The organism is Nesterenkonia aurantiaca (genome assembly GCF_004364585.1).
GTDB lineage: Bacteria > Actinomycetota > Actinomycetes > Actinomycetales > Micrococcaceae > Nesterenkonia > Nesterenkonia aurantiaca.
Genome location: NZ_SOAN01000014.1, coordinates 1 through 12,913 on the forward strand (window position 1 = coordinate 1; position 12,913 = coordinate 12,913).

General features: G+C 59.7%; 7 protein-coding genes and 3 pseudogenes. 3 read left to right on the forward strand and 7 right to left on the reverse strand.

Annotated elements, in window-relative coordinates:
• Window positions 1-181: 181 nt before the first annotated feature.
• The 4 genes and pseudogenes from EV640_RS13010 to EV640_RS13025 form a co-directional block, all read right to left on the reverse strand.
• A pseudogene (locus EV640_RS13010) lies at window positions 182-1,264 on the reverse strand (IS30 family transposase); the annotation flags it as partial.
• 391 nt (window positions 1,265-1,655) lie between these two features.
• Window positions 1,656-2,350, reverse strand: a pseudogene (locus EV640_RS13015) (transposase); the annotation flags it as partial.
• Between the two features lie 1,175 nt (window positions 2,351-3,525).
• Entirely contained in the window at window positions 3,526-4,035 is a 510-nt protein-coding gene (locus EV640_RS14055) for a DapH/DapD/GlmU-related protein (protein WP_133726660.1), read from the reverse strand.
• 169 nt (window positions 4,036-4,204) lie between these two features.
• Window positions 4,205-5,113 (reverse strand): glycosyltransferase family 2 protein, encoded by a 909-nt coding sequence (locus tag EV640_RS13025; protein ID WP_133726661.1) that lies wholly within the window; start codon window positions 5,111-5,113, stop codon window positions 4,205-4,207.
• Window positions 5,114-5,219: 106 nt separating this feature from the next.
• On the opposite strand from EV640_RS13025, the gene EV640_RS13030 reads away from it, so the two are divergent.
• Both EV640_RS13030 and EV640_RS13035 read left to right on the forward strand, forming a co-directional pair.
• On the forward strand, window positions 5,220-6,305 hold the full coding sequence (locus EV640_RS13030) for a polysaccharide pyruvyl transferase family protein (RefSeq protein ID WP_133726662.1): 1,086 nt from the start codon (window positions 5,220-5,222) through the stop codon (window positions 6,303-6,305).
• 178 nt (window positions 6,306-6,483) lie between these two features.
• Window positions 6,484-7,767 (forward strand): oligosaccharide flippase family protein, encoded by a 1,284-nt coding sequence (locus EV640_RS13035; protein WP_166645929.1) that lies wholly within the window; start codon window positions 6,484-6,486, stop codon window positions 7,765-7,767.
• A gap of 4 nt (window positions 7,768-7,771) precedes the next feature.
• Here EV640_RS13035 and EV640_RS13040 read toward each other — a convergent pair.
• Window positions 7,772-8,083: pseudogene (locus EV640_RS13040) on the reverse strand (transposase); the annotation flags it as partial.
• A 109-nt stretch (window positions 8,084-8,192) separates the two neighbouring features.
• Between EV640_RS13040 and EV640_RS13045 the strand changes: the two are divergent.
• Entirely contained in the window at window positions 8,193-9,578 is a 1,386-nt protein-coding gene (locus EV640_RS13045; protein WP_133726664.1) for an ISL3 family transposase, read from the forward strand.
• A gap of 54 nt (window positions 9,579-9,632) precedes the next feature.
• Here the strand turns inward: EV640_RS13045 and EV640_RS14060 are convergent, their stop codons facing one another.
• Together EV640_RS14060 and EV640_RS13055 are read right to left on the reverse strand one after the other, a co-directional pair.
• Complete coding sequence (locus EV640_RS14060; RefSeq protein ID WP_424991616.1) at window positions 9,633-10,928, reverse strand: Coenzyme F420 hydrogenase/dehydrogenase, beta subunit C-terminal domain; 1,296 nt, start codon at window positions 10,926-10,928, stop codon at window positions 9,633-9,635.
• A gap of 119 nt (window positions 10,929-11,047) precedes the next feature.
• Complete coding sequence (locus tag EV640_RS13055) at window positions 11,048-12,574, reverse strand: sugar transferase (RefSeq protein ID WP_133726665.1); 1,527 nt, start codon at window positions 12,572-12,574, stop codon at window positions 11,048-11,050.
• Between the last annotated feature and the right edge of the window lie 339 nt (window positions 12,575-12,913).

Sequence of the window (12,913 nt, forward strand, 5' to 3'; positions counted from 1 at the left end):
AGGCAGAAACGACTCTCGGGATTGACCCCAGTGGAGTACGAAGCAATCATGAACACCGGCGTCGCTCTCGCGGCGTGACTACACCTGTCACCTATCGGTGCGGCAGACCCGAGTGACTCAACGCACCTTTGAAATACATGTGATTACTCCCTGAAGAAGGACCCTAAATGAGGTGTCCAACTTTCGGGGACCACTCCAGCAGACCGTTGGTGTTCTCATTGCTGCCACGCTGCCAGGGCGCCCCAGGATCAGCGAAGTAGACCTCCATATCGGTAGCCACCGAGAACGCCCGATGTTCAGCCATCTCCGCGCCCTGATCCCACGTCAGCGTCCCCCGCAACGCGCCAGGCAACTGGGCCATCGTGGCAATAAGGCTGTCTCGCACAGCATCGGCGCTCCGATCACGTCCGAGATGTGCCAGCGCCACGAAGCGGCTGGAACGCTCAACCAGGGTTGCGATCGCCGAGCCGCCTGAGGCACCGACAATGAGATCGCCTTCCCAATGACCAGGCACAGCCCGACTCTCCACCTCCGGAGGCCGTTGGCTGATCGGTTTCATTGGATCGACGAACCGAGGACGTCGTTCATCGGCGTGTTTACGCGGCTTCCTGGCGGTTCGACCACGACGTAACCGCTTACGAAGGTCGAGTTGGAGCTCCCCGCGGGCATGGACGTAGATCCCTTGGTAGATCGTCTCGGTACATATCCGCATCGCTGGGACACCTGGGAAATCTCGGGCCAACCGCTTACTGATCTGCTGGGGAGACCAGCGCGTCTTCAGCCTCGCCTGCACGAGAGCGCCCAGTTCAGGGTTGGTCAGCAGCTTCGCCAGCCGAGGTCGAGCGCGTCGCTGCACGGAGAGCCTGTGAGCAGTGTGGGGCATGTAACCGCGGTTGGAGACCGTGTTGCGCGCGAGCTCGCGGCTGATCGTTGATGGTGAGCGACGTAGTGTGGTGGCGATGTCTCGGATCGACATCCCAGATCGATGCAGATCTTTGATCTGTTCTCGTTCGATCAGGCTGAGATAGCGAGGATGAATGATCTTCTCGACGAGGTTCAGGTCGACGCTGCCGCCTATGGCTCGTGTTCTTCTTTCTGCCGTCATACCTTCAATGGTCGCCTTCGGATAGTGCACCACCCGGCCATCGGGGTAGATCCTGCCGCGGCTGATGATCGTAATGCCTTTGTCCCAGTCCGCCGCTGAGCGGGGATCAGCCCCGACTCGCGTTCTTGCCTCGGTTCGTGTGAGGCCTTCGGAGCGCAGCCGAAGGAATTCCTCCCTACGGGGATTGACCTTCCGGGCCTGGCTGGTGAAGATCTTCGCTTTGTGCGCCCACGCGCAGCAGGTCACACGGGGGAAGCCCAGCTCCTTCGCGACCGCGGAGACGTTGGGTCGCTGCGCGAGAAGTCTGAAGAACTCGGCTTTCTCCGCCTCGGTATAGATCCGAGGGGTTGCTCGCTGCATGGTCAGTCCAGCGTTTCGTAGCCATGTGTAGGCCGCGTCTGGGTGCACTCCTGCTGTCTCTGCTGCCGCCCTGACCGTGCCGCCTCTGTCGATCAGGTCGAAGAACTGCTCTTTCTGTTTCTTGCTGTATTTGGGTCCCGACATCGTCTTCACCTTCGGTAGGTGTTGCGACGACCACTGGAATCCAAGTGGTGGGATGTTCGGTGATGTCCGTGACCCAGAGTTCGTTGAGCCCGAGGCGATGGAACTTACGGTTGACCAGATCATCGGCTGTGGCCACGCCCTTGAGGCGCTTGACCCGCGTAGGTCCTGGTAGACCGCCCAGTCCTGCCCGGCTCATCAGCATCCAGACGAGCCGACTCGAGCACGTAATCCCCATCCCGAGCGTGAGCTCGGCATGGATCCGTCGGTACCCATAGGTGCCACGAGACGCGATGTGGACCTCGCCGATGAGGCCGGTGAGCCAGCGTCGGCGCAGTTCCGTGGCGCTGGTGGGGCGCCGCCTGTAGCGGTAATACCCCTGACGGGAAACCCCGAGCAGGCGACAGCAGGTGTTCACTGGCTCCCCGGCGTCGACAAGACGGTCGATCACCGGGTGCGCTCTTTTGGGTCGAGGGGCTCCTCATCGAGCCAGGTGGATGCCCGTCGGAGGATCGAGATCTCTTGCTCGAGCTGACGAACCCTGGCGCGGGCTGCGCGCAGCTCCGCCGATTCCTGGGTCGTGTGACCCGGTCGGAGACCGTGATCGATGTCGTCCTGGCGCAGCCAGGAGTGCAGTGTGACCTCGTGGATGCCGAGATCGGCCGCGGTCTGCTTGACCGGTCGGCCCTCGCGCACGAGTGAGATGGCGCGGGCCCTGAACTCTGGAGGATAGGGGCGTGGCATGGTGATCAGCCTTCCAGGAAGGCCATCGGCTAGCGAGGGATGGTGGCAACCAAACTGTGGGTCAGGTCAACCCTGCATGTAAGCGCGCGCCTCTCGGGTGGTGCCAAAGTCGACACACCGCAACCGTGGCTTTGCCTGGTGTCGGTGACATCAGTAATTCTCGGTTCTCATGCTGCGACGCTGATGCACACTTCCCCATATTGCACGGGTGCTACCCGCGCGAGGATACGTAGACGGTATAGCCATACCCCAAGCCTCTCAACGGTCGCGTCGGCAAGTTCCAGGCGCCTGAACCATAGCCGCGATTCTAGGAGTTCCACCTGCATCCCGGCCTAGAACGCCCCGATCATAGAGTTGTAGTAGGAGTCGCGGTACAAGCCCATTGGCGGAGGCAGACCGGCTGCGCTGGTCTTGGTAGTTGCGGTTCCGGATTCGAACTGCACTCGTTCATGAAGGTGACTGGGTGAGCCCAGAACCGGATTCCCTGGGAGTGGAGTATCTAGCGAGGGTCATGCCCAATGTGTTTTCGGCTCGCGCTGCCGACGGTGTGGAGTCGATCGACCAGCGACGACTCGGCAGGAAAGGGAGCCATGACTGCAAACAGGAGACCTTTCCTCAGCGGGTGCGATGCTCAGTGAGATCAGTGACCACAACCCGTTCGACTCCTGCCTCGCGAATCCACCTTGGACTAAGTCCTGCGCAATCTGATTGGGAAGAACCTTCCACACCTGCGCCGCCTAGTTGGGCCCTGGCGTCCGGCGCGGCAAAGCAGAAGCACAACTCGAAGATGACCGAGGCTTTTACCCCGATCCATAGTGATGTTCGCGGGGGCCCGCCTCACTCCGAAGCGACGTGAACCCCGATTGATTACACCGGTAAGCCATCCGTGTCGGAGCTCTGTTAGCGGGCTACCCGTCGCGCGATGCGCAACAGTCATTCTCCGCTAACCCAGGCGCTGACCTGGCCGTGTCTAAGACGGACGCAGTGCTCGCGCCGCGGCGCCGAGTGTTGAGCAGTTCCAGCGCTCTGCGCCGAAACTCGACCTGGTCGCCTGGTCGCCTGGTCGCCTCGTCGTCTCATCTTGTCCTGCAGGGCTTAGAAACGCCTGCGTCATAAAATCCCGAACTCTTACGACGCGGGACGTTCGGACGGCGATCCCGTTAGCGAGGGGAAGTCTACACATCACTGAAGGACCGAACTAGCTTCGCCGGCACCCCACCATAGATGCCGTGCGCTGGGCAACTCTTGGTCACTACGGCCCCGGCTGCAATGACGGCACCGTCGCCTATGGATACACCTGGAAGGACTACCGCACTGGCACCTATCCAGACGCCATTGCCGACCCTGATGCCAGCTGCTGTGGCTTTTCCTGCCCTACGCGCTGGCACCCCGACCTCATGAGAGCTCGTGACAAATGTCACCCGCATGCCAATGTCACAGTTTCGTCCGATGCTAATCGGAGCAGAGGTATTGAACATGCAACCATAGTTGATGAACGTCCCTTCGCCGATGCTTACGCGGCTACTTCCGAACCACACGTCGGGCGAAATACGCGAAGGCTCGACCTGCATCCCCAGGGCGCGGAGAACACGCCACCGGAGCGGGCGCGGCACGAGTGGCGATCCTATTACGGTGTTGAGAGTGTCGCGGCCAAGACCCGGCCACAATGTTGTCAGAGTCCCCATAGCGGGTCAGTTTACCCGGTGCATGGAGGAAACCTTCCAGGTAGTGCACCTGGGTAAGCGGATTGTCGCTCCGCATCAACTTTCATCAGCTCGGGCTCCAAGACCCGCCACCGAAGTTCCCAGGCAACCACAGAGGATCTGCTATCCACGTTTTGGTACTGCCCGGAACTCAACGCCGATCGTCAGGACGAGTGGCCGCGTTTGCAAAACCGTCCAGCAAGCCCGCAACGCCCGCTTGAAACTTCTCGAACCGCCCAAAGCGTTCTTTCAAAGGGCGCAACAAAAGCTTTACAGTCTCAACCGAACCCATGCCGATGACAAGATTCCAACGAGACGTCCAGCGCGAACAGACAATCAGTCTATTTCGTTGCATAAAGCGGTAATATGCCGCACTACGCCCTTCCGCATCTCCTGATCCGCCAACGGCGTGCCACACTATCGAGTCGAGGTCGACGGCAAGACGCATGTCGGCCGCGGTCGCTCGGCGCGACAGGTCGGCGTCCTCCCAGTAGAGGAACAAGTCCTCTCGGAATCCCCCTAAAGCATCAAATGTCTTCGCCATGAGCATGGGGGCAGCCCCGGTGACAAAAGTAACGTCTTGAAGGCCGCTCAAAGTGCGCGGATCATCTCCAAGGTGCAGGTGTATCGTCCGACCAGCCCGTGTATCAATGTGGCCACCACCGAACCAGACCGACGGTGTGACCGGGTCACCAGTCACTATGAGCGGTGAGACAACGTCTACGCGCCCGTGAAGAATGCGAGAGCTCAATCCGACAGCGGCCTCCCGAGTAACGACCGCATCAGGATTGACGATCCATATGAGATCGGTCTCGAGCGCCTTAAGGGCACGCACTGCCCGATTGACGGCTGCACCGAAACCAGGGTTGCTGTCGGAAAGCACCACAGTGACAGTGATTTGGGACCGCTCAGCGACTTTGCGCACTTCTGCCCGCTCTTCATCCGACGAGTAGTTGTCCACGACGGCGGCGCGGTCAACCCCAGCCTCGGCAAGTGAGTTCAGACACGCCTCGAGGTAGGTCGAACTCCGGTAATTGACGATCGCAGCTAGGAGCACCATAGACTAGCTAAATTAGCAGAGTGAGTTCTTACCTATGGTTCCACCAGCGAAATGCAGTGAACTATGACGTTTGTGCAGGGCGCGTACGCGCCCAGAAAAGGGGGTCATGCACGTGCGTGTGTTGGTTCTGTGGGCTGATACCCGCTCAGCAAATCTAGGGGTGCAGGTACTCGCGCATGGCATGGCGGCGTTGATCCGCCAGGCATGGGGCGAGGACGTCGTAGTCGATTTCCAGGATTACGGCACCGGAGACTCGGAGATCGGTTTTGGAGAGAGGAACATTCTCGCGGACCTGGGACGGCGAGATGGCGTGTTGAAGCGAAAGCTTCGACAGTACGACCTGATCGTTGACTCAGGCGCTGGTGATAGCTTCACCGACATCTACGGCCTGCGGCGACTAGCGTGGATGTATAACGCCCACCGTCTGTCGGCAGGACTCGGAGTCCCCGTCGCACTGGGACCCCAGACAGTTGGTCCATTCAATACGCGGTTGGGACGCGCAATGGGTCGATCAATGCTCCAGAATGCCGCACAAGTGCACGTGCGTGACGGCGTGAGTGCCACGTATGCAGAAGATGAACTGAACGTGGTTCCGGACGCGAAATCCACAGACGTGGTCTTCGCGCTGCCCCAGCCTACGAGCGGCCAGCACCACGATGTGCTTCTTAATGTGTCCGGGCTACTGTGGCAGCCGAACAATCACGTCGATTCGGCGCGTTACCGTTCTCTGATCTTTGGACTTATTTCTGGCTTGAAGCGCCAAGGACGCACGGTCACGTTGCTCTCGCACGTGATCGAGAACCCTCGACCTGACAATGACGCCCCGGTCTCGAGAGAACTCGGCGACGAGCTAGGTCTGAATATTGTTATTCCGAAGAGCCTGGAACATGCGAGAGCCGCTGTCGGTTCAGCGCAACTTGTGATCGGCTCACGCATGCACGCGTGCCTAAATGCATTATCAACCGGAACTCCCTCCATACCGTTGGCGTACTCGAGGAAATTTGCACCTCTAATGGCTGATATCGGCTGGCCGCACGTATTTGATCTAAGGCGGGATGAGGAACTGATAGAACCCCTGCTAGAAACTGTGGTGTCCATGCAGCGAACCGACAACGACGAGGTAGACGTTCTCCGCGCACGTGCGCGGGCGCGACTTGAGACTTCCGTAGAGGCACTGAAGAGGCTCCGTTGAGGATGTCATTGCGTCGACATTTAAAAGCCCTGTGTAGTGAGTCCGAGCTGCGGTCTAGGGTGTTCTGTAGGTATTTGGTACCACCCGATCAACGGCTCCCGAATCGCGGTCACTGGTCGCTCCCTGAGATGCCGCGATTCAGCGACAGCTCAGCGCCCGTGATTTCTCGATGAGTTGGATGAGGCGGTTGTTTCGATCGATCATCGACGACAGCCCATCATTGCTCGCGATCGGCCGTCTGGTTGCCGCGGCTCTAGCCCTAATCTCTGCGCCAATCGTCGCACGCGCGATCGGCCCTGATGGACGCGGCGAGACAGCGGCGGCGATCGCACTGTTCCATATAGTGCCAGTGGTCATCGCGCTCGGGGTTCCCCTCGCGGTTCGACGTCGCGCTGCCACAGCGGACGGTCAAGTTGCCATCGGGGCCGCACGACTGTTGAGCGCCGTCTCCGTCGTACCCGCGTGCATTGCGGCAGCCATCTGTTCGATCACCCTCTTTGCAAGCTTCGACACGGATATGCGGACAATAGCAACCGTAGGGGTAGCCGCCGCACCGCTAATAGTGAGCTGGTCAAGTGACATTAGCTTGCTGGTTGCACACTCGCGCTATCGAGCTGTCATGTCGATGCAGCTCATTCAACCATTCATTTACCTTGTCCTGGTGATAATTCTTTGGCAAGCACAGCGCGCAGACACCGCAACGGTATTGATTGCCTATTTATCGGGACTTGCAGCAACATTCTTCACTGGACTCTTTCTGGTGAAAGGTCGTTTCGAAGGCGCTATTCGCGAGATTCCTGTACTCGTTAAAGATGGCGTGCGCTTTGCGGGATCGGCGTTAGCCGAAACAGCTTCCAACCGGCTAGACCAGGCGCTCCTGCTACCGATCGCTGGCGCGACGCAGGCAGGTTATTACGCCGTGGCGACGACCATAGTGACGATCCCCCTCGCAATTGGCCAAGCCATTGGGGCATCGTACTTCACGCCTATAGCGCGCGCTGCGAACTTGAATGATCGGTTGTCGTTGCAGTGGAGTGCGGCGCGTTCTGGTTTGGCGATATCAATCTTCTGTTATTTCTGGCTCTGTCTCCTTGCCCCGTTCGTCGTTCCGTTGCTCTTTGGCGAGGCCTTCCGTCCCGCAGTTCCGGTTATATGGGCTGCCGCTATAGGAGGCTTCGCGATGACAAGTGGCTATGTCGCGTCGATGGCCCTGGCGGCGGAAGGCCGGGGAGCGAGGATGACTATTGCTCAGGTTACGGCGCTGGCTGTCTCGCTGACTCTCTTGTGGTTGCTGGCACCCACACTGGGCGCCGTAGGAGCCGCAATCGCCTCTTCCGTGGGTTATGTCGTTTTGCTCATGCTCCTGCTGTCGGGTTTCCGCGGTTCACTCTCTGTCCTTGCTCCCCGACCCAGAGATTTGCACGAGGGGATCAAGCGGCTACTTCGACGTGGGGCCCACTGAGCGACTAGGGCGTGTCTGACAAATGTTTGGTCCAGGCGATGATGCCGTGGAGTAACACGGCTGCTCGGAAGGTGATGGCCAGCTTGTCGTATCGGGTAGCGATCCCTCGCCACTGCTTCAGGTGACAGAAGCTGCGTTCGACGATGTTGCGGCCCTTGTAACGTTCAGCGTTGAACGATGGAGGCCTGCCACCCCTGGGGCCACGGTTCTTCCGATGCCAGATCTGATCACTGGGTTCAGCGATGGTCGCGGTGATCGCTCTGCCCCGCAGATACCTCCGGATCGCCCGGGAGGAATACGCCTTATCGCCCAGTAACTGGCTCTTCCCAGTTGAGCGTGGGGGTGTCGTGAGTCAAGCGGCTCGTGCCCTTGCTTGAGGATGGATTTTGCGACGAATCTGCCCTCGACAACGAAGGACACGAGCCATGTCTCAGAATACGTGCGCACCCTCGACACTGTCTGCCCACCACACCACCGAACAGGCCAGAGAGCACCGGGGCCGGGATGCGGCATCGGTGGTGTTCAACCTGACCGGCTACACCGTCACCGACGCCGCTGACCTGCCGCTGGGTGGAAGACGCGTCGTGGTCACCGCCGTCGACCAGCAGGGCGCCTGCCCGAGCTGCGGAGTGCTCTCCACCCGGGTGCATCAACGAGTCCGGCAACGCGTCAAAGACATCCCCACCGGCGGTACCAGGGTCGAGGTGGTGGTGATCAAGCCGCGCTACCTCTGCGCCGAGCCCGCCTGCCCGAGACAGACCTTCACCCAGACCACCGAGCAGCTGCCCGCCCGAGCACGGTGCACCACCCGACTCAAGGACACGGTGGTGGCCGCGGTCCTGGATTCGGGACGAGCTACTGGCCAAGTCGCCGCCGTCCAGGGGATCGCCTGGGGCACGGTCAACACCGCGATCCTCACCCAGACCACCGTGCTCCCGGAGGTCGATCAGGTGTCGGTGCGCGCGTTGGGGATCGATGAGCATCGGTTCGCGACCGCGAAGTGGTTCAAGCACCCCGACACTGCGGTGTGGTGCCGTGTGGAGCCGTGGATGAGCACCTTCGTCGACGCCGATACCGGCCACGTCCTCGGGGTCGTCGACGGGCGGTCTTCCAAGAACGTCACCGCGTGGCTCCGAGCCCGCTCCCAGGCCTGGCTGGACCGGCTCGAAGTCGTCGCGATCGATCCCTCAGCCACGTTCCGCGCCGCGGTGCGTCGTGTGCTGCCGGCGGTGGAGATCAGTGTGGATCACTTCCACCTGGTGCGTCTGGGCAATCAGATGCTCACCGAGGTCCGCCAGCGGACTCTGCGAGAGGTGCTGGGCCGGCGCGGGCGGAAGCAGGACGCGGTCTGGGCGCACCGGATGCTGCTGCTGCGTGCTGGGGATCAGCTCACCGAGGCCGGACTGCACCGGTTGGAGCAGGTCCTCGATGACGCCGACTTCGAGCAGGTCGCCGCGGCCTGGGCGGTGAAGGAACACCTGCGCAGGATCCTGAACTCACCGACCATCGAGAAGGCCCAGAACGCGAGGATTGATTTCGAGCTGGCAGTGGCCGCCGCCGAGCTGCCCGAGGCCGACAGGCTCTCAGTCACGGTGGCGAGGTGGTGGCCAGAGATCAAGGTGTTCATCCGCACCAGGGTCACCAATGCGCGGACTGAGGCGGCGAACACTTCGGTCAAGCAGATCAAGCGCACCGGCCGGGGGTTCCGGAACCAGAGGAACTATCAGTCACGTATTCTGGGCAGGAGCTTCAGGCGGACACGCCGACGCTCCCAAATCCATGCTCGAGCAGGACTCCACGCTCAAGTGTGAAGAGCCCATTGCCAGGTACAGCTATAGCGGTTTCGGTAATTCTCTAGGCCAGGACTACCGGTCAGGTGAACCACCACGCAGCCGCGAACCTATCGAGCGACGAAAAGTGCCCAAGGCCGACTTGTAGAGTTTCAAGTTCCCACGGAACAAGTTCGACAGGATCCCGTAGCCAGGGTATTTGGTCGTTGGAAAGCCGGCCATAGAGCGTCCGAGCAGTCGGCCAGGTAACGTTTGACGCCTCTTTACCTGTAGCGGCTGCACTGGTACCAACCGGTCCATTTCGAGAGATTCAAGAATCACGACCCCCGCTTCGGCGGCCTCCATGAGGAGCTCTTGCCCTCGACGGGTGCGCGCAATGGCCACTGATATCCCCTCCTGCTCTTCGAAAAGGGGGTATCCCCGATCGTCCGTGTCCCAAAAATCGCCGACAGCGATGTCTGCGGATTCACCCGTTCCGTCGACGCACAACTTGCAACGTGTCTGCAAGTCACGGCCGAGGTGAGATCCCCACGACTCAACGTACGTCAACTGAGATCGATGCCCGTCCGTATCTTCGGCCTTGAAGTGTCCCGGCCATCCGTCCCCCCGGTATCGGAGAGACTTCAGCCGATCTGGATCGAGCCCGATCTCCTCCACGAGGGACTCAGTAGCATTCTGGCTTGGAGTACCTGCGCAAAAGAATGAGAGCAACACCGGTCCTGAACTTTCGCCATCCTCGTCCGCTCGACCAGTAAGGGAACGAGCGGCCACAGCCTCGCACGGCTTGACAACTAGCGCGGACTTAGAGTCCAACGATGCGCCCTCGAGGGCTCCGACCGGCGCGTAGCGTGACCCCGCGGAGGCTAGCGCCTCGTCGCGACTCATGATGCGCACAGGCACCGATCGCTTCGGTGATGATTCAGAGGCTGAGACACCGGATGCTTGGGAAACATGCCCGCTATCAATCAGCCACGAAACAAGTGCCGTGAGAACTCCCCCGCTGCTGCCAGCAGTTCTAATAACTGGATCTGTCGACCAAGCACGCCATACGGAGTGGTAGCGGCCGAACAACCCGTGTAATTGTCCACCCGGCTCGACGGCTGGCGCACTTACCCGAAGGCCGGGGCACATATTCCTGAATCGAGCCGCCTCGGCCTTGTCGCTGGGCGCCGCTGCGCGCTCGACCTTCGGCCGAAGAAACCCATCCGACGTCTCGCGCATCGTCACACGCGGGGAGACATGCGTACAACCAGCACACCCCGTACACCGACCGGTCTTTACAACGGATGAGACCTCGCGCTCAAGTGCCGTTCTTACCATGCCTGTATGCCCGTTTCGTAGTTTGGATGAAGGCTCCCCGACAATCTGCATCGCCAAGGGAGACCAGAGGCGACTTCCGGCGAACTGCGCCTCGTGGGGGTACCCAGCGCAGAACGCGAAATAATTAAATATCTATTCTAGATCGATAACATAAAACTAAATAATCGAAACTAGTACGCACCTTTACCTTCAAAAATCGCACGCCCTGTTCTCCATAGAATTGCTAGATCTGCCGTAAGTGACCAATTCTCTACGTAGTACAAGTCCAGTCTTACGGCTTCCTCCCATGGCAAATCTGATCTTCCACTGACTTGCCACAGACCAGTTATGCCGGGTTTGACCAGAAACCTTCGATGAACGTGATGCTCGTACTGCGCAACTTCTTGCGCCAATGAGGGTCTCGGACCAACAAGCGACATGCTGCCCATCAGGACGTTGAAGACTTGCGGCAACTCGTCGATGCTGTAACGGCGAATGAACCGTCCAACCTTCGTGACGCGGGGGTCATCTTTCATTTTGAACAGGACACTGTCGGGGTCCATTCGATCCGCCGCGTCCAGCTGAGCCAATAACTGTTCCGCATCACTTCGCATGGATCGGAATTTCAACATTCTAAATTCCTCCCCGTCGAGGCCGATGCGACGCTGCTTGAACAGCACCGGTCCCGGCGAAGTCACCTTGACCATGGTCGCCACTACACCCATAGGCAAGAAAAGGAGCAAGATAATCAATAGCGATGCAAGAATGTCGAATGAGCGCTTCATAGCTGCCCGGAGACCCGTGTAGCGCGGGGTCTCCACATGCATGAGGGGTAGTCCCGCGACAGGGCGGCTATGAATACGTGGGCCACTGACGTCCGTGAGACTTGGCGCCATTACAAGTGAATATTCGCCCTTTTCGAGCTCCCAGCTGAGCTCTCTGACCCTCTGCGGGTCCAGATGATCAGCCCCAGTGATGATCACTGTGTCGGCACCAATGATGTCCATGGCCTCGCGTACGCCATCAAAATCACTGATCACAGGAACATCGCCTATGGCAAGGATGCCACTGTCCCTCGGATCCTGTGCGAGAGCTGCCCCGACCACGTTGTAACCAGCCCAAGGTTGCTTCGCCAACTCGTCCGAGATGTGGCGTATAGACGAGCGTGAGCCCACCAGTACTACTTGATTGGAATAGTCGCCCCTAGCGCGATGGCTTTTCAGCCACTTCCTCCAGGCCATTCGAGCAAACAGTAGCCCGGCGATGCCTATGGCGAAAGTGAGGAGAAGGTACCCGCGGGCGACATCCAGCTTGAGCAGGAACATGCTGGTCGCGAGTGCAGCGAAAACGCCAATCCCGCTGTCTGTAATCTTCCGATACTCCGTGTGCCCGACACCCATAACCCGTGAGTCAACACTTCCTACTGCAACGAGGACAAGCATCCAAAGAATCAGTATCGCGCCGGAGACGATGCCGTAGCTGACTTCCCCCCCGTACTGTCCCCCGGTCATCGTGGGAAAGCCAAAACTTGCCGCGTCATCAAAGCCGAGCCAAAATACCTGGACGCTGCCAATAACTATCGCCAGCACCAAGAAGTCAGTGAAGAGAAGGCGCCTGGCGTAGCGCTTTTGCCAGACTCGGCGTGGCAGTACTTCCTCAGTCGCTGCCCTGATGCCGGTGTAGGTGGCGTTCATGTCCGTAGCTGGTGCGGCGCTCATCAGTCAAGATTCCTTCCAAGATCCGCGGAAAACAGGGCCTCATCCCCGGTCCAGACCCAGAGTGTGTTCCCTGATACATCGAGGGTTGTGTCATTGTCGACTTCTGCAGAGGTGCAGGCGAGAGATACGACAGTTGATTCCTGGAACTCAACCAGACTCAGGCCCCCGCAGTCTTCTGGGGCGGTGGACTGAGTCTGCGAGGCAGATCCTTCGGCTTGAGGCTCATCTAGGCCCGGGCCGAGAGCAAGGGCAACCAGGACAACATCCGCTGCCAAAAAAACCGCGAGCCCAATGATTACCATCGCTTTGCGTGAGAACTTACGCTCGCCTTTGGGGCCT

Excerpts from the sequence above, each read along its gene's own strand:
- EV640_RS14055 (WP_133726660.1), bottom strand. The coding sequence starts at position 4,035 with ATGGGGACTCTGACAACATTGTGGCCGGGTCTTGGCCGCGACACTCTC.
- EV640_RS13025 (WP_133726661.1), bottom strand. The coding sequence starts at position 5,113 with ATGGTGCTCCTAGCTGCGATCGTCAATTACCGGAGTTCGACCTACCTC.
- EV640_RS13030 (WP_133726662.1), top strand. The coding sequence starts at position 5,220 with ATGCACGTGCGTGTGTTGGTTCTGTGGGCTGATACCCGCTCAGCAAAT.
- EV640_RS13035 (WP_166645929.1), top strand. The coding sequence starts at position 6,484 with ATGAGGCGGTTGTTTCGATCGATCATCGACGACAGCCCATCATTGCTC.
- EV640_RS13045 (WP_133726664.1), top strand. The coding sequence starts at position 8,193 with ATGTCTCAGAATACGTGCGCACCCTCGACACTGTCTGCCCACCACACC.
- EV640_RS14060 (WP_424991616.1), bottom strand. The coding sequence starts at position 10,928 with ATGCAGATTGTCGGGGAGCCTTCATCCAAACTACGAAACGGGCATACA.
- EV640_RS13055 (WP_133726665.1), bottom strand. The coding sequence starts at position 12,574 with ATGAGCGCCGCACCAGCTACGGACATGAACGCCACCTACACCGGCATC.